Origin of the sequence: Ruegeria sp. R13_0, assembly GCF_017743995.1 — a bacterium.
Classification (GTDB): Bacteria; Pseudomonadota; Alphaproteobacteria; order Rhodobacterales; family Rhodobacteraceae; genus Ruegeria.
The window spans coordinates 59354-76693 of record NZ_JAGHRB010000011.1 but is presented as its reverse complement, the minus strand read 5'-3'; the positions used below and the strand labels follow the sequence as shown (position 1 = coordinate 76693).

Genomic DNA, 17340 nt, shown 5'->3' with positions numbered 1-17340 from the left:
AAAGGCTGGGCGTGACACCGGACGAGATCGAGGCGCTGTTTACGCGCGAAAGCGGAGAGTTCTTGTTTGCGCGGTGGGGTCGCCCTATCGTACCGATCGTTTTCGGTGTCGAGGATGAGACGCTGGCAACCGTCAAAGGCGCGTTCGAGGCCGTGGTGACGCTGGCCGGTCACAAGATGGCCGAAACGGACCCTGAACTCGGCGCCAATTGCATGGTCTTTTTCTTCCGCGACTGGCAGGAACTGCTGGAGGTCCCGGATCTGGATCGCCTTATCCCCGATCTTGCGCCTTTGGTTGAGCGTCTGGTCGCGGCGGATGCCAATCAGTACCGCATCTTCCGGTTCGAAGAAGACGGCGCGATCCGCGCGGCCTTCGTATTCCTGCGCATGGATAAAGAACTATCCAAAGTCCCGGCCGAGACTCTGGCGCTCAGTCAAGTGGTGCAGACCATTCTGCTCTGGTCGGATAAGGCGTTTCGAAAACAATCGCCTCTGGCTGTGGCGGGCGAGGCGACGATTCTGCGCCCGGATATTGCGGGCCTGATCCGGGCCGCTTACGATCCGATCTTGCCGGGGGCGGCGCAGGATGCCTCGCACGCGTTGCGGCTGTTTGCCCGGTTGGAGCCGCCGCAATGAAGCACATATTTCCGGTTCGCGTTTACTATGAGGATACCGATATGGGCGGTGTCGTCTATCACGCGAACTATCTGCGCTACATCGAACGTGCGCGCTCGGACTGGGTGCGCCGTTTGGGCAATGACCAGAACGCCATGCGGGATGAGGGGATCGTTTGGGTCGTACGGCGGGTCGAGGCGGACTACCTGTCTCCCGCCAAGTTTGATGACGAATTGATCGTCGAAACAGAAGTGACCGAGATTTCCGGCGTGCGCCTGACCATGGCGCAACTGGTGAAACGGGGTGAGACCGATATTTTTCGTGCCTCGGTTACAGCGGTGTGCATCAACAAAGACGGCAAACCGATCCGCCTTCCGGCAGAGATTCGCGCATTGATGTAACATTTTCGCAGCCCGGGGTGGTTCTGTTGGCTTTTCAACCCCAACTGCGTTAGCGTTTGGCAAAACAAGGCCAAACAAACGGCCATCAGGCAAAAAAGAGCAGGTTCATGGAAGCTGAAACGCTGGCGCTGGCGCAGGAGATCGATTTCTCCATGTGGGGGCTGTATGCCCGCGCGACCTTTATCGTAAAACTGGTGATGCTGATGCTGATCGCGGCGTCGATCTGGTCTTGGGGCATCATCATCCAGAAACTCATCAACTATCGCGCCGCCCGGCGTGAAGCGCAGAAGTTTGATGAGAGCTTCTGGTCTGGCAACCCTCTGGATGAGTTGTTCGAGCAGATCGGCTCGCAGCCCGATGGCAGTTCCGAGAAGATATTTGCGGCCGGCATGATCGAATGGCGCAGGTCGCATCGCACCGATGGTGGGCTGATCGCCGGGGCGACGGCTCGGATTGACCGGTCGATGGATGTGGCCATCGCGAAGGAGGCGGAGACACTGCAGAAAGGTCTGCCGATCCTGGCGACTGTCGGCTCAACCGCGCCGTTCATTGGTCTGTTCGGTACGGTCTGGGGCATCATGAACGCCTTTATCGAGATTGCCGAGCAGCAGAATACGAACCTCGCCGTTGTGGCGCCCGGCATTGCCGAGGCGCTGTTGGCCACTGGTCTTGGCCTGCTGGCCGCGATCCCGGCAGTGATTTTCTACAATAAGCTCAGCGCGGATAGTGACCGGATCGTTGGAGGCTATGAGGCCTTTGCCGATGAGTTCGCCACCATTCTGTCGCGCCAGTTGGACAGCTAAGCGATGGGGGCAGCGGTTCAGCAAAGCTCGGGCGGGAACGGACGCAGGCGCGGACGGCGGCGCGGTCGCGCCCAGCCGATGGCTGAGATCAACGTAACGCCTTTTGTCGACGTCATGTTGGTGTTGTTGATCATCTTCATGGTCGCAGCACCTCTGCTGACCGTTGGTGTGCCGGTCGATCTGCCCAAGACTGCCGCAAGCGCTTTGCCCGGCGATAGTGAGGAACCGCTGACCGTCACGCTGACCGCCGATGGCCGTGTTCAGATCCAGACTACGGATATCGCGCGCGACGAGCTGATTGGACGCTTGCGCGCCATCGCGGCAGAGCGCAGCAGTGACCGTGTCTTCCTGCGGGCGGATGGGGCGATCCCCTACGCCCAGGTGATGCAGGTGATGGGCGCGTTGAATGCGGGCGGGTTTTCGAATGTGGGTCTGGTGACGGATACCGGCGGGCCGACGCTGGACGATGGGTAAAGGTGGGGTCGCGCGGTGGATACCGGCACCAAGATTTCAGCGATTGCGCATGTCAGCCTGATCGGCTGGGCGTTGTTCGGCGGCACCTTCCGATCCGAGCCGCTGCCGACGCAAGTGCAGGATGTTTCCGTGATTTCGGCTGAGCAATTCGCAGCGCTCACGGCGCAGCGCGATGCACCTGAGCTGCCGGAGTCTCCGGGCACTCTGGAACAACCCGACGCGCCGGAACCTGAGGTCAGCACCCCTGAGGTGACACCGGAAGAACAGCCGCGCCCGGAGCCCGTGACGCCCGCAGAGCCGGAGCCCGAGACTGTCCCCGAAACGGTCGAGGTTCCGCCTGAGCCTGAGTTGCCCGAAGAACCTCCGACGTTGACGGAACCGGAAACGGCCGCCTTGCCGGTGCCGCCGGGGCCTGAAGCGCAACCCAGCCCGGCTGAACGTGTCGCCCCCGAGGCCATCGCGCCGCCTCCGCCTGAGGCTGAACCGGACGAGGTGGAAACGCCCCCGGTTTCCTTGGACGAAGGCGCTGAGACGCAGCAAGAGCAACAGGATCAGACGGCTCCGGAAGAAGCCGCGCCCGAGATCGTGACCGAGGCCGAAGAGACAAACGAGCCAGCGCCTCTGACCTCTCCGCGTCCGCGTGTGCGGCCCAACCGTCCTGAACCCGCGCCTGAGGTTGCAGAAACCCCCGAACCGGCCCCGGAAACGCCCACGCCTGCGCCGGACAATAGCGACGCCATCAATGACGCGTTGTCCGAAGCATTGGCGGGTGGAACGGAACCCTCCGGCCCACCGCTCACCAGCGGTGAAAAAGACGCGATGCGCGTTGCGGTCTCGCGGTGCTGGAATGTCGGATCGCTGTCGACCGATGCGCTGAACGTGGTGGTGACGGTTGCGTTCTCGCTCAATCGTGATGGCACGATTATCAGCGAGAGTATTCGTTTGCTGAATAGCTCTGGCGGCGCAACGGGAGCCGAAAATCAAGCCTATCAGGCGGCCCGGCGCGCAATTTTGCGCTGTGGCGCGCGTGGATATGATCTGCCTGCTGACAAATACGATCACTGGCAGGATATTGAGATTACATTCAATCCCGAGAGGATGCGGATCAAATGATGAAACTTCTGACCAGCCTCTTTCTTGGGCTGACCCTGGTGTCGGCCCCGGTTTACGCTCAGAACAGCCCCCTGCGGTTGGAAATCGACGAAGGCATCATCGAGCCGATGCCCTTTGCAGTTCCCAACTTCGTGCCCGACGGCCCGGCAGCGACGCAGTTCGCCAACGATATCTCGCGTGTCGTTGCGGCGGATCTGACCGGAACGGGGTTGTTCCGCGAAATCTCCTCGGACGCGTTTATCAGCCGGGTCAGCAGCTTTGATGCTCCGGTCCAGTTTGCCGATTGGAAAGCGATCAACGCGCAGGCTTTGGTGACCGGGGCGGTGAATGTCTCGGGCAAGCGGCTGACGGTTCGGTTCCGGGTCTGGGACGTGTTCTCGGGGCAAGAGCTTGGAAACGGCCTGCAGTTGGCGGGCACCACAGATGGCTGGCGGCGCATGGCGCATAAGGTTGCCGATCAGGTTTACAGCCGGATCACCGGTGAAGGCGCCTATTTCGATAGCCGCGTTGCGTTCGTGTCAGAAAGTGGCCCCAAGGATCAGCGCCTCAAGCGATTGGCAATCATGGACTATGACGGGGCCAATGTTCAATACATGACGGATAGCGCGGCCATCGTTCTGGCCCCGCGCTTTTCCCCGACCGGCGAGCAACTGCTCTATACCAGTTATGAAAGCGGTAGCCCGCGGATCTACATTCTGGATGTCGGTCGTGTGCAGCGGCGCGAGCTGCGGACCCAGGACGGCACCATGAGCTTTTCTCCGCGTTTTTCGCCGGACGGGCGGTCGATTGTGTATTCGCTGATTCAGGGTGGAAACACCGATCTGTGGCGGATGGATCTGGCCTCAGGCCAAAGCACCCGCCTGACCAACACGCCTGCGATCGAAACCGCGCCCAGCTATTCGCCGGATGGCAGCCAGATCGTGTTTGAAAGCGACCGTTCAGGCACGCCGCAGCTATATGTGATGGCGGCAAACGGGGGCGAAGCGACGCGGATCAGCTTTGGTCAGGGACGGTATGGTACGCCGGTCTGGTCGCCGCGTGGTGATCTGATTGCCTTCACCAAGCAGAACAAAGGCCGCTTCCACATCGGAGTGATGCGCACCGATGGCAGTGAGGAACGCCTGCTGACATCGTCCTTCCTCGACGAAGGTCCGACCTGGTCGCCAAACGGCCGCGTCATCATGTTCACCCGCGAAACACAGGGTGCAAGCGGTCGGGCGACGCTCTATTCCGTGGATATCTCGGGTCGGAACCTGCGTCCTGTGCGGACGCCGGATGGCGGCAGCGACCCGTCCTGGGGACCACTACAGAATTGATCGCCGCCATGGCGCGGCAAAGTTCACAAGAAACAGTCGCTGTGATAGACAGGCGGCAACAAACAAAACAACGAGGCACTTGAGATGAACGTATTGGGCAAAATCTTGGCCTTGGGCGCGCTGAGCGTGGTCGCGGCTTGTACCAACAATGATCCTTCGGCTTTGGGTGGCAGCGGCGCTGGTGGTAGCGGCTCGATTGTCGCTGGCTCACCTAGTGATCCGCGCTCGCCTGCGTATTTCCAGCAGACAGTCGGGGATCGTGTTCTGTTCGCGGTTGATCAGTCCACCCTGTCGCCGCAGGCGCAGACCGTTTTGCAAGGGCAGGCGGAATGGCTGCTGGCCAACCCGGACTACGTGGCAACCATAGAAGGTCACGCGGATGAGCAGGGCACGCGGGAATACAACCTTGCGCTGGGCGCACGTCGGGCCAATGCGGCGCGTGAATACCTGATTTCGCGTGGGGTCGCAGGCAATCGTCTGACGACGGTCAGCTTCGGAAAAGAACGCCCGATCGAGATTTGCAGCACCGAGGATTGCTATTCCAAAAACCGCCGCGCGGTGACGGTGTTGACCGGTTCAACCTTGGGGTAAGACGATGAGAGTTGCAGGATGGGTTCTGGCCGCAATTGTGGCAACAGCGGGCGTGGCGCAAGCGCAGGATCAGCAGACCCTGGCGGATATCCGTCAGGAGCTGACCGTGCTGCATGTCGAGATACAGCGCCTGAAGCGTGAGTTCTCGACCACCGGCTCTCCCGCGCCGAACTTGTCTGGTAGCTCGATCCTTGAACGTGTCGATGCGATTGAGGCCGAGCTGCAGCGCCTGACCCGTCAGACTGAGCAGCTGAACCAGCGCGTCCAAAACATCGTGACCGACGGCACCAACCGGATCGGCGATCTTGAATTCCGACTGGTTGAGCTGGAAGGCGGTGATCTGTCGACACTGGGTGAGACCTCCACTTTGGGTGGCGAAGGGGACTCCACAGCCGCCATCACACCCGCGCCGACGGAACCGAACGCCTCGGAGCAGGGCGAGCTGGCCGTCGGCGAACGAGCGGATTTTGATGATGCGTCGCAAGCATTGGCTGATGGTGATTTCCAGACAGCTGCCACGATGTTCGCGCAATTCGACACTTCCTATCCCGGCAGCCCGCTTGCGCCCGAGGCGCATTTGAACCGCGGCAAAGCGCTCGAAGGGCTCGGGGATACGCGCGAGGCGGCGCGTGCATTCCTCGCCAGCTTCACCGGAGATTCCGAAGGTGCCATGGCGCCCGAGGCTCTGTTCGAACTTGGCGCTGCTTTGGGTCGTTTGGGACAGACTGATCAAGCCTGCATTACCTTGTCCGAGGTTGGCGTGCGTTTCCCGGCCTCGGGGCAAGCCACCAGTGCGGTGCAGGAAATGGCCTCTTTGGGGTGTTCTTGACCCCGAAGTTCGACACACTGAAAACCCATCTGCGCGCCCGGTTGCCTGAACGGCTGCCGGAGCGTCTGGGCATAGCGGTCTCCGGCGGAGGGGACTCGGTTGCCCTTATGCACCTTTTGCACCGCATTGCGTCGGATGAGGGGGTGGAACTGTTCGCCGCCACGGTTGACCACGGTTTGCGCGCCGAGTCGGCGGATGAGGCCCGAACGGTTGCAAAACAGGCCGCCACGCTGGGTATGCCTCATGATACCTTGCATTGGCAGGGGTGGGACGGTGCAGGCAATCTGCAAGATCACGCCCGGCAGGCGCGGTATGCCTTGCTGACTGAGTGGGCAAAGCGCAACGACATCAGCGCGATTGCGTTGGGTCATACGGCGGATGATCAGGCCGAAACACTTCTTATGCGACTGGCCCGTTCGGCCGGGGTGACGGGACTGTCGGGTATGCCAAGCAGTCGAACCCACGATGGGATCGACCTGTTGCGCCCTATGCTAGGGATCACTCGAGACAGGCTGCGGGCCTATTTGACCGAGATCGGCGCGCAGTGGGCCGAGGACCCCTCGAATCAGGATACACGCTTTGACCGGATCAAGGCGCGGCAAGTCGTGTCTGATTTAAAGCCGTTTGGTATTTCCGCCGAAACCCTGACGCGGGTCGCCGACAACCTTACACAAGCGCGTGAGGCGCTGGAACGCTATGCGCAGGACTCCGCCCAACGGGTTGCCACCGTCGATGCCGGGTCCGTTGTGCTGGATCGCGAGGGCTTCGCCGCGCTGCCTGAAGAAATCCGGCGTAGGGTTCTGGTTGGCGCTGTTTCATGGATCGCAGGCCCCGGCTACCCGCCGCGCCAATCGACTGTGGATCAGGCGTTGCAGGCCATTTTGAACGGGGGTCCCGCCGCAATTGGGGGCTGTTTGCTGTTTTCAAAGGCAGAAAAACAGTGGATCTGCAGAGAATTCAACGCGGTTGACGGCCTGACCGCGAAAATCGCGGGCACATGGGACGCGCGCTGGGTGCTGTCCGGCCCCGATATTCCAGGGACGGAGATTCGGGCCTTGGGTGGAAACGGCCTGCAGATGCTGCCCGACTGGCGTGCCACGGGGCGTCCCCGGCTTGCTTTGCAAGCGTCTCCGGCGGTTTGGAGGGGCGACACCCTAAAGGCCGCACCCTTGGCCGGATTCGCCAATGGCTGGCGCGCTGAATTGGCCCCCGATTGGCCCGAGTTTCACGCATCTTTTTTATCGCATTGAACCTCAGCCAATCCTCTCTATTTTAAGAGGCAACCCGGCAGGTCCTTGTCTGCCGAAATCTTTTAGGAGAATTTCCTTGGGCAACGCTCGTAATATCGCCTTCTGGGTCGTTCTGTTCCTGCTGATCCTTGCACTGTTCAACCTGTTCAGCGGACCGGGCGGGACACTTCAGGGCAATGAACGCACCTATTCCGACTTTGTCAGCGCCGTTCAAAGCGGTGAGGTCAAGAACGTCACGCTGGATGGTGAGCAAATTCGCTACACCACGCAAAGCGGCGCGAATTACACCACGATCAAACCCGGTGATGCCGAGGTGACGAAACTGTTGATCGATGAACAGATCCCGGTCGAAGCGGTCAAGCAGCAGCAATCAGGCTTCCAGTCGTTCCTGATCACTCTGTTGCCCTTCCTGTTGCTGATCGGCGTTTGGGTCTACTTCATGAACCGGATGCAGGGTGGTGGCAAAGGCGGCGCGATGGGCTTTGGCAAGTCCAAGGCCAAGATGCTGACCGAAAAGCACGGCCGCGTGACCTTTGATGACGTTGCTGGCATCGACGAGGCCAAGGAAGAGCTGGAAGAGATCGTTGAATTCCTGCGCAACCCGCAGAAGTTCTCGCGCCTCGGCGGCAAAATCCCCAAGGGCGCACTGCTGGTTGGCCCTCCGGGTACCGGTAAAACGCTGCTGGCCCGTGCGATTGCGGGTGAGGCGGGTGTGCCGTTCTTCACCATCTCGGGCTCCGACTTCGTTGAGATGTTCGTGGGTGTCGGTGCGAGCCGTGTCCGTGACATGTTCGAGCAAGCCAAGAAGAACGCGCCTTGTATCGTGTTTATCGACGAGATTGACGCCGTGGGTCGCCATCGTGGTGCCGGCTATGGCGGTGGTAATGATGAACGCGAACAGACCCTCAACCAATTGCTGGTCGAGATGGACGGGTTCGAGGCCAACGAAGGTGTGATCATTCTGGCCGCGACCAACCGTAAAGACGTTCTGGATCCTGCGCTGCTGCGTCCGGGCCGCTTTGACCGCAACGTGACTGTCGGGAACCCGGACATCAAAGGCCGTGAGAAGATCTTGGGCGTCCACGCGCGTAAGACGCCTTTGGGCCCTGATGTTGACCTGCGCATCATCGCGCGTGGTACGCCCGGTTTCTCGGGTGCGGATCTGGCGAACCTCGTAAACGAGGCCGCGCTGATGGCCGCCCGTGTGGGCCGCCGCTTTGTCACCATGGAGGACTTCGAGAACGCCAAGGACAAGGTGATGATGGGGGCTGAGCGCCGCTCGATGGTGCTGACCCAGGATCAGAAGGAAAAGACCGCGTATCACGAGGCTGGTCACGCTGTTGTAGGTCTGGAACTGCCGATGTGCGACCCGGTCTATAAGGCGACGATTATCCCGCGTGGTGGCGCGCTGGGTATGGTTGTCTCGCTGCCCGAGATGGATCGCCTGAACTATCACCGTGATGAGTGTGAGCAAAAGCTGGCCATGACCATGGCGGGCAAGGCGGCTGAAGTCATCAAATACGGCGAAGACCATGTCTCGAACGGCCCGGCGGGTGACATCATGCAGGCCAGCCAACTGGCGCGGGCGATGGTGATGCGCTGGGGTATGTCGGACAAGGTCGGCAATATCGACTACGCTGAAGCCCATGAAGGCTACTCGGGCAACACCGCTGGGTTCTCGGTCTCGGCCCATACCAAAGAGCTGATCGAGGAAGAGGTGAAGCGCCTGATCCAACAGGGCTATGAGCGCGCCCACCAGATCCTGACCGACAAGAGTGAGGAATGGGAGCGTCTGGCGCAGGGCCTGTTGGAATACGAAACCCTCACCGGTGACGAGATCAAGCGGGTCATGAATGGCGATGCGCCGACCGAGGGCGATGACGAGGGCGACAGCCCGGATCAGGGCAGCGCGCCCAGCGTCACGGCTATTCCCAAGACCAAGCCCAAGAAATCTCCGCCCGAAGGTGGGATGGAGCCAGAACCAACCGCATAAACAAGAGAAACCCGAGGTCCAGACCTCGGGTTTTATCTTTTCATCCGCCAACTGCTGGTCATTATGCGGGCAAATGGATGAAGAAGGAAAACCCCATGCCGTTCCTGCGTGAAACCGAATACTCTGCCGAGGTCGTCTGGTTAGGGCGCGTCCCGGCCGGTCAGTCGCTTCGTGCCCAGCCCGTTGAGACGTTGGAATTTGGCTTTGACGGGGTGCAGGGTGAACGGCACGAGGGTCTCAACCGTGCATCATGCGTGCGAGTCAGCAATGTCTACCCGAAAGGCACCGAGATTCGGAATGTCCGTCAGGTGTCGATTCTGTCAGCCGAGGAGCTGTCCGAGATTGCCGCCGCGATGGAGATGGACAAGCTTGATCCGTCCTATCTTGGAGCTTCGATCGTACTGAAGGGTATCCCGGATTTTTCCCATATCCCACCGTCTTCGCGCTTACGCGCCGAGGCGGGTTTGACGATCACAGTCGATATGGAAAACGCACCTTGTGTCCTGCCCGGACGCGAGATCGAAGCGGATCACAGCGGCTACGGCGCTGCCTTCAAACCGGCTGCACAGGGGCGGCGGGGGATCACGGGATGGGTCGAACGGCCCGGAGCTCTGCATATCGGCGATCGTTTGCAGCTGTTTGTTCCCGATCAGCCGCTCTGGCAGCCATAGCACTCATTCGTTTCCGATTGGAAACGCTTGAAATTGGGCGACGCCGTTTCGCGGCACGAATATGTCGGAATCCTTAGCCAATGCCTGTGTATGCAACTGTATGGGTTTGACAGCACCGACGCGCCGCGTCGGTTTTGCACGGCATTCAATCAGGGACCCTGCCCAATGAGCTACAAATCTGACATCGAAATCGCTCGCGAAGCGAACAAGAAGCCGATTCAGGAAATCGGCGCAAAGATCGGTATCGAATCGGCCGATCTGCTGCCTTACGGCCACGACAAAGCGAAGGTCAGCCAAGACTTCATCAACTCGGTTCAAGGCCGTGAAGATGGTAAGCTGATCCTCGTCACCGCGATCAACCCGACCCCTGCGGGTGAAGGCAAGACCACCACCACCGTGGGTCTGGGCGATGGCCTGAACCGCATCGGCAAAAACGCGATGATCTGTATCCGCGAAGCGTCACTTGGCCCGAACTTCGGCATGAAGGGCGGCGCTGCAGGTGGCGGTTACGCGCAGGTTGTTCCGATGGAAGAGATGAACCTGCACTTCACAGGTGACTTCCACGCGATCACCTCGGCGCACTCGCTGCTGTCGGCGATGATCGACAACCACATCTACTGGGGCAACGAAGCTGAAATCGACGTGCGCCGCGTTGCATGGCGTCGTGTGGTCGACATGAACGACCGCGCTCTGCGTCAGATCACGGCCTCGCTGGGTGGCGTGTCGAACGGCTTCCCGCGTGAAGCAGGCTTTGACATCACCGTTGCGTCCGAAGTCATGGCGATCCTGTGCCTGGCAAACGACTTGAAAGACCTGGAAAAGCGTCTGGGCGACATCATCGTTGCCTACCGCCGCGACAAGACCCCGGTTTACTGCCGCGACATCAAGGCAGAAGGCGCAATGACCGTTCTGCTGAAAGACGCGATGCAGCCGAACCTGGTGCAGACGCTGGAAAACAACCCGGCCTTCGTCCACGGTGGCCCGTTCGCGAATATCGCGCACGGCTGTAACTCGGTCATCGCGACCAAGACCGCTCTGAAAGTTGCTGACTATGTCGTGACCGAGGCGGGCTTTGGTGCCGATCTGGGTGCCGAGAAGTTCATGAACATCAAGTGCCGCAAGGCGGGCATCGCTCCGTCGGCTGTGGTGCTGGTCGCCACCGTGCGCGCGATGAAGATGAACGGCGGCGTTGCCAAAGCCGATCTGGGTGCCGAGAATGTCGACGCCGTGACCAATGGCTGCGCCAACCTGGGCCGTCACATCGAAAACGTGAAATCCTTCGGTGTGCCGGTTGTTGTCGCCATCAACCACTTCGTCACCGATACTGATGCCGAAGTTGATGCGGTCAAGAGCTACTGCGCCGAGCACGGTGTTGAGGCGGTTCTGTCGCGTCACTGGGAACTGGGCTCGGAAGGCTCGGCGCCTCTGGCTGAGAAAGTTGTTGAAATCGTTGAAGGTGGCACCGCGAATTTCGCGCCGATCTACCCCGACGAGATGCCTCTGTTCGAGAAGATCGAAACCATCGCCAAGCGCATCTACCGCGCCGACGAGGTTCTGGCCGACAACAAGATCCGCAACCAACTGCGCGAGTGGGAGGAAGCGGGCTATGGTAACCTGCCGGTCTGCATGGCGAAAACCCAATACTCGTTCTCGACCGACCCGTCCCTGCGCGGCGCGCCCACCGGCCACTCGGTTCCTGTGCGTGAGGTTCGCCTGTCCGCAGGTGCTGGTTTCATCGTGGTCGTGTGTGGTGAGATCATGACCATGCCGGGTCTGCCGCGCAAACCTGCCGCTGAGACAATCCGTCTCAACGAAGAAGGTCAGATTGAGGGCTTGTTCTAAGCCGGTTTTTGAACCATCTCGTGGTCCGGGGATTGCACCCCGGGCCATGAGGAGATCACGATGCCCACTCTGACACCGCCGCAAGACTGTGAGACGATGCAGGACTTGCGCGTTCAGATCGACAAGCTGGACCGCCAACTGATCGAGATGTTGGTGACGCGCGCAGGTTACATCGACCGCGCCTCGCAGCTGAAACCAGGCGAAGGCCTTCCGGCCCGAATCCCGGACCGTGTCGAAGAGGTGGTGCAACGTGTGCGCGCAAGCTCGGATCAACTGGGGATGGACCCGGATCTGGCCGAAAAGCTGTGGCGCATTTTGATTGACTGGTCGATTGCCCGTGAAGAGCGCGTGATTGGCCCTGACTGAACACCCGGGCGCTTTGCGCCCGATCCGTTTTTGGAAAGAAGGGATCACAGGATGGTAGCCCAGGTTATCGACGGCAAAGCCTTTGCGGCGAAAGTGCGCGCGCAAGTGGCCGATCAGGTTGCAAAGCTGAAAGAAGAAAACGGCATCACGCCCGGTCTGGCCGTGGTTCTGGTGGGCGAAGACCCGGCAAGCCAGGTCTATGTGCGCTCAAAAGGTAAGCAGACCGTCGAAGTCGGCATGAACTCGTATGAGCACAAGCTGGACGCCGACACCTCGGAAGAGGACCTTCTGGCGCTGATCGACAAGCTGAACAACGATCCTGCGGTTCACGGTATTCTGGTGCAGCTGCCTCTGCCCAAGCACCTGAACGAAGACCTGGTGATCAACTCGATCGATCCGGCCAAGGACGTCGATGGCTTCCACATCTCGAATGTTGGCCTGCTGGGCACCGGTCAGAAATCGATGGTGCCTTGTACCCCTCTGGGCTGCCTGATGATGCTGCGCGACTACCACGGCTCACTGTCGGGTATGGATGCGGTTGTGATTGGCCGCTCGAACATCGTGGGCAAGCCGATGGCGCAACTGCTTCTGGGTGACAGCTGCACCGTGACCATCGCGCATTCTCGCACCAAGGACCTGCCGGACGTCGTGCGCCGCGCCGACATCGTTGTCGCCGCTGTAGGCCGCCCCGAGATGGTTCCGGGCGATTGGATCAAAGAAGGCGCGACCGTGATCGACGTGGGCATCAACCGCATTGAGCGCGACGGCAAAAACAAGCTGGTCGGTGATGTCGACTACGCCAGCGCCGCTGAGCGTGCGGGCGCGATCACTCCGGTTCCGGGTGGTGTGGGTCCGATGACCATCGCCTGCCTTCTGGCCAACACTCTGACCGCGTGCTGCCGCGCCAACGGCCTGCCAGAGCCCGAAGGCCTCACAGCCTGATCCACGACTTCGTCGGACCGCGCTGTGCGGTCCGAGTCTAACGTGACGCAGGCCGGGTCAGCGGCCTGCGCCCAAACCTATGCATGAATTGTGTTTTACAGGACCTCAATTCATGATAACCGTTATTTCCCAGTCAGTTGCCGAGTAAACATCGTGACCGTCCAAGATGTCCTGACTGGGTCTTGGGCCGTTGTTCTGTAAGTATGACGTTAAACATCGGGCTATTGCGTTCTCTTTGTACCCCACAGCGGGTGGTCGCAGGCGTTGTTTTCCTACCCTTGCTTGCCTACGTATTCCCCCCTTTTCTGGCCGCAGAGCTGTCTTTTTCCCTGCGTTTGCTGTTCTGGGCTGGCGTTATGGTGTTGGCTTTGGCCGCCATTTGGGCTGCTCGGAACGTGATTGAACGACATCAGGTTTTGGAGCAACTGCCCGCGCGCGATCTGGCCTATGCGGTTGTGATTCTTGCGATGTTCACTCCGACCCTCTGGCTTTTGGCGTGGTTGCTGTTCACCTGGGGTGGTCATATGGCGCCTGAGATGACGACTGTTGCCAGCTACGGCATATTGTTTGCCACAGGCCTGTTGCTGGTGCGTCGGGCCGAATGGCGCGATGGGAAGGTCGAAGCCGAACCTGAGCTAAAGCCGATGCCACGGCTTGCGCGCCGTCTGCCCGAGAGTTTTCAGGGTGAGTTCTACCGCCTGACCGTGCGCGACCACAATGTGGACGTCGTAACGTCTGAGGGGACCTTTACGATCCGCTCACGCTTTACCGATGCCATAGACGAGATGGAGCCTGTTGCGGGCCATTGCTCGCACCGGTCGCATTGGGTGTGCGATGAGGCCGTTACGGGTGTTGAACGGTCCGAGGGCAAGATCTTCCTGAGTCTGGTCAATGGCGATCTTGTTCCGGTCAGCCGTAAGTACCGGCCGATGCTGGAAGAGGACGGCCTGATCTGAGGCGCTGCACGACGTCCTTTCGTCTCAGCGAGGCATTGGGATCATCTGCGGTTTAGGGCCCGTCAGGATTGCCAATGCCTTCGGTCCCATCAGACCAGTCAAAACCTGATCCGAGCTGCGCAACCCGCCGGTATAGGTGCCAAAGGCGGGCAGGATCAGACGATTTGAATCGAACAGAAAGGCCGGGCGCGTGATGCTGCGGCCACCCGCGCGTAGCGTGGCCTTTGGATGATAGTGACCCGAAATTTCGCCTTGCGCCCCTGGCTGCGCGATATGGCGAAAGGAGAGCGTGTCGCAAGTCCACTCGGCCAGATGCGTACCGCCGAGTTCTACCGGGCCGGGGTCGTGATTGCCTTCGATCCAGATCCAGCGACGCCCGGCTTGCAGGGTTGCAATACGCAGCCTCTCGGCGCCGGGCAGGGACAGGGAGGCGTCAAGATCATCAAAGCTGTCTCCTAGACAGACCACGGTTGCAGCGCGCGTATGCTCCAGATCTTTAGCCAGCCTGTCCAAACTGTCCTGACTGTCATAGGGCGGCAGGATCGTTCCACCGCGCCGGGCCATACGTTCAGACTTGCCGAGATGCAGGTCGGAGACACACAGCAATTTCCGCTCAGGCCACCACAATGCGCCCGAGGGTAGGGCGCTCAGGTTCTGCCCTGCAAAGGAAAACTCAACCTTGTTCATGGAACGTTCTTCGCGCGTTTTGCGCGCCCGCGCAAGGTGGATCAGAGCGTATCCAACCCGGCCGCCTGCAGCAGTCGCGCACTTTCCTCTGCCAGCAAGCGTTCTTCGGCGGCCCCTTTGACCGGAACTTTGCCAACTTCAAGGAGCAAGGGCGCGGCGAGAGGTGACACGCGGTCCAGCCGAACCAGATCAATGCGGTCGCCAATCCGTTCCACCATCGCCTCGATCCGCCCGAAATCGACGAGGCCGCGCATGGCCTCTTCGCGGGTGATTTGCATCAAAAGGTGGTCCGGGTCGTATTTCAGCAGCGTATCATAGAGGATATCTGACGAGAACGTGGCTTGCCGCCCGCTTTTGCGTTGCCCGCCGGTGTTGCGCTCGATCAGGCCCGCGATGGTGGCCGAGGCGCGAAAGGTTCGCTTCATGACGGCATTGCCCGCCAGCCATGTGTCCAACCCGTCGCGCAGCGCATCGATCCGAAACAGAGGCGTTGGATCGGTTACTGCATCCAATCCCCAGATCAGGGTCGCGTAGTCCGTCGCAACAAACCCCAGCGGGGCAAGGCCAGTTTCCTCCATCCGTTTGGTCAGGAGCAGGCCCAAAGTTTGCTGGGCGTTGCGCCCGGCGAAGCCGTAGACACAAATATGCTCGCGCCCGTCGCTGGGAAAGCTCTCGACCAGCAGGCGGTTGCGTTGGGGAAGGCGAGAGACATGTCTCTGAAGCTTCAACCAGTCGGCTGTGTGTTGCGGCAGCTGAGGCCAATCGGTCTGCGCGAACATGCGCAGGATACGGTCGCTCAGCTGCGTTGAGGTGGCGAACTTGGTCCCCGCAAAAGTGGCGATTTTGGGCTTCTTGTCGGCACGGCGGCTGACTTCGACCACAAGCTCTCGCAGACCCTCGTAGCGCACGATCTGACCGCCGATCAGGAAGGTGTCGCCGGGGGTCAGAGTGGCTGCAAAGGCCTCCTCAACCTCGCCCAGTGGTTTACCGCCCCTGCTGTGTTTCAGGCGGACTTTCAGGGTATCGCTATCCTGAATGGTACCGAGGTTCATCCGAATGCGGGCCGCGGCGCGGGGGTCCCTTAGCTGCCACAAACCGTCGGCGCGTTGCTGTAACCGTTGCCACCTGTCATAGGCCCGCAGGGCATAGCCGCCGGTCGCACAGAAATCGAGGCAGTCGTCAAATTCTGGCCGCGACAGTTGTGCAAATGGCCCGGCCGAAGTCATCTCGGTGAACAGCGTATCCGCATCAAACGGTCCCGCAGACGCTGCGATCAGAATATGTTGGCACAGCACGTCTCGGGGGCCTGCGCCGCGCGGCTCTCCGTCCAGATCATGGGCTTTTGCGGCCTCGAGAGCGGCCACGCATTCGACCACTTCAAACCTGTTGGCAGGTACCAGCAAGGCTTTGGACGGCGCGTTATAGCGGTGATTTGCCCGTCCGATACGCTGCACCAGCCGCTTGACGTTCTTGGGCGCGCCGATCTGGATCACCAGATCAACATCGCCCCAGTCGATGCCTAAATCGAGAGAGCCGGTGCATACGATGGCGCGCAGGTCACCTCGGACCATGGCGGCCTCGACCTTCTCGCGTTGCTGGCGATCCAGACTGCCGTGATGGATTCCGATGGGCAGACTGTCCTCGTTGGCAAGCCACAGATTGTGAAAGAAAATCTCAGCCTGCGCGCGGGTGTTGTGGAAGATCAGTGTCGTCTTGTGTTGGCGGATTTGGTCCAGCACCGCTGGGATCGCATAGGCCGCGCCTCCGCCCGACCATGGCGGCATCTCGGCAGTTTCCAGCATCGCGATGTTGGGATCGGGGCCAGGATCGGCTTGAATGATCTGACACGGGTCGGGGTGACGGGCCAGAAAGCGGGCAATGGCCTGAGGGTCCTCAACAGTGGCCGACAAGCCCACACGTCGGATGTTTGGACATAGAGTCTGGAGCCGCGCCAGCGCCAGCATCAGTTGATCCCCGCGCTTACTTTCGGCCAAAGCGTGGATTTCATCGACGATCACACGTTGCACTCCATCAAACATGCGTGGAGCGTCTTCATATGAGGTCAGCAGAGCCAGACTCTCGGGCGTGGTCAGCAGGATATGCGGCGGGTCGGCGCGCTGGCGTTTTTTCTGCGTGGCTGAGGTATCGCCGGTGCGGTCCTCGATGCGGATGGGCAATCCAATCTCGTCCACCGGCGTGCGCAGGTTCCGTTTGATATCTGCTGCAAGGGCCTTGAGGGGCGAGACGTATATAGTATGCAACCCGGCACGTGTACCGTCCGCCAACTCGGCCAATGAGGGCAGAAACCCCGCCATCGTTTTGCCGCCGCCAGTGGGTGCAATCAGCAAAGTGGCCGGGTCCTGCGCTCGGTCGAACATGTCCTGCTGATGAGGGTGGATGGTCCAGCCCTTGGTGCTGAACCAAGTGCCGATCCGGGCGGGAATCTGCGTCATGTGCGCAGACTACCCCTGTCATCCCGAAAATGGCACGGC

17 protein-coding genes are annotated in these 17340 nt (G+C 60.5%); 15 read left to right on the top strand and 2 right to left on the bottom strand.

What is annotated here, in order from left to right:
• The first annotated feature begins 11 nt into the window (after positions 1–11).
• The 15 genes from J7394_RS15445 (at position 12) to J7394_RS15375 (ending at position 14161) form a co-directional block, all read left to right on the top strand.
• The gene (locus J7394_RS15445) at positions 12–635 is read left to right on the top strand and encodes a hypothetical protein (protein WP_209254232.1); all 624 of its coding nucleotides are present in this window, start codon (positions 12–14) and stop codon (positions 633–635) included.
• Positions 632–1015, top strand: a complete 384-nt coding sequence (gene ybgC / locus J7394_RS15440) for a tol-pal system-associated acyl-CoA thioesterase (RefSeq protein ID WP_170472006.1) — start codon at positions 632–634, stop codon at positions 1013–1015. Before J7394_RS15445 ends, ybgC begins: the two co-directional genes overlap by 4 nt.
• Before the next feature lie 107 nt (positions 1016–1122).
• Complete coding sequence (gene tolQ / locus J7394_RS15435; protein WP_170377803.1) at positions 1123–1818, top strand: protein TolQ; 696 nt, start codon at positions 1123–1125, stop codon at positions 1816–1818.
• Positions 1819–1821: 3 nt separating this feature from the next.
• Positions 1822–2292 carry a protein TolR gene (gene tolR / locus J7394_RS15430; RefSeq protein WP_209254230.1) on the top strand — a complete coding sequence of 157 codons (471 nt, stop codon included), beginning with the start codon at positions 1822–1824 and terminating at the stop codon, positions 2290–2292.
• Positions 2293–2307: 15 nt separating this feature from the next.
• Positions 2308–3405, top strand: a complete 1098-nt coding sequence (locus tag J7394_RS15425) for an energy transducer TonB (protein ID WP_209254228.1) — start codon at positions 2308–2310, stop codon at positions 3403–3405.
• Positions 3402–4721 (top strand): Tol-Pal system beta propeller repeat protein TolB, encoded by a 1320-nt coding sequence (gene tolB / locus J7394_RS15420; RefSeq protein WP_209254226.1) that lies wholly within the window; start codon positions 3402–3404, stop codon positions 4719–4721. Before J7394_RS15425 ends, tolB begins: the two co-directional genes overlap by 4 nt.
• A gap of 84 nt (positions 4722–4805) precedes the next feature.
• The gene (pal, locus tag J7394_RS15415; protein ID WP_170462258.1) at positions 4806–5312 is read left to right on the top strand and encodes a peptidoglycan-associated lipoprotein Pal; all 507 of its coding nucleotides are present in this window, start codon (positions 4806–4808) and stop codon (positions 5310–5312) included.
• Positions 5313–5316: 4 nt separating this feature from the next.
• The gene (ybgF, locus tag J7394_RS15410; RefSeq protein ID WP_209254224.1) at positions 5317–6141 is read left to right on the top strand and encodes a tol-pal system protein YbgF; all 825 of its coding nucleotides are present in this window, start codon (positions 5317–5319) and stop codon (positions 6139–6141) included.
• Complete coding sequence (tilS, locus tag J7394_RS15405; RefSeq protein WP_371812035.1) at positions 6132–7391, top strand: tRNA lysidine(34) synthetase TilS; 1260 nt, start codon at positions 6132–6134, stop codon at positions 7389–7391. Before ybgF ends, tilS begins: the two co-directional genes overlap by 10 nt.
• A gap of 76 nt (positions 7392–7467) precedes the next feature.
• A complete protein-coding gene (gene ftsH / locus J7394_RS15400; RefSeq protein ID WP_170639309.1) occupies positions 7468–9384 on the top strand; it encodes an ATP-dependent zinc metalloprotease FtsH in 1917 nt (638 codons plus the stop codon).
• Positions 9385–9479: 95 nt separating this feature from the next.
• Positions 9480–10055, top strand: a complete 576-nt coding sequence (locus tag J7394_RS15395; protein ID WP_209254413.1) for an MOSC domain-containing protein — start codon at positions 9480–9482, stop codon at positions 10053–10055.
• Positions 10056–10220: 165 nt separating this feature from the next.
• A complete protein-coding gene (locus tag J7394_RS15390; protein ID WP_209254220.1) occupies positions 10221–11897 on the top strand; it encodes a formate--tetrahydrofolate ligase in 1677 nt (558 codons plus the stop codon).
• A gap of 60 nt (positions 11898–11957) precedes the next feature.
• Complete coding sequence (locus J7394_RS15385) at positions 11958–12263, top strand: chorismate mutase (protein ID WP_170471991.1); 306 nt, start codon at positions 11958–11960, stop codon at positions 12261–12263.
• A gap of 51 nt (positions 12264–12314) precedes the next feature.
• Positions 12315–13205 (top strand): bifunctional methylenetetrahydrofolate dehydrogenase/methenyltetrahydrofolate cyclohydrolase FolD, encoded by an 891-nt coding sequence (gene folD / locus J7394_RS15380; RefSeq protein ID WP_170707570.1) that lies wholly within the window; start codon positions 12315–12317, stop codon positions 13203–13205.
• A gap of 278 nt (positions 13206–13483) precedes the next feature.
• On the top strand, positions 13484–14161 hold the full coding sequence (locus tag J7394_RS15375) for a LytTR family DNA-binding domain-containing protein (RefSeq protein WP_247748251.1): 678 nt from the start codon (positions 13484–13486) through the stop codon (positions 14159–14161).
• 24 nt (positions 14162–14185) lie between these two features.
• Here J7394_RS15375 and pdeM read toward each other — a convergent pair whose 3' ends face one another.
• Complete coding sequence (gene pdeM / locus J7394_RS15370; protein WP_209254216.1) at positions 14186–14848, bottom strand: ligase-associated DNA damage response endonuclease PdeM; 663 nt, start codon at positions 14846–14848, stop codon at positions 14186–14188.
• A 41-nt stretch (positions 14849–14889) separates the two neighbouring features.
• Complete coding sequence (locus J7394_RS15365) at positions 14890–17301, bottom strand: ligase-associated DNA damage response DEXH box helicase (RefSeq protein ID WP_209254214.1); 2412 nt, start codon at positions 17299–17301, stop codon at positions 14890–14892.
• Positions 17302–17340 lie beyond the last annotated feature (39 nt).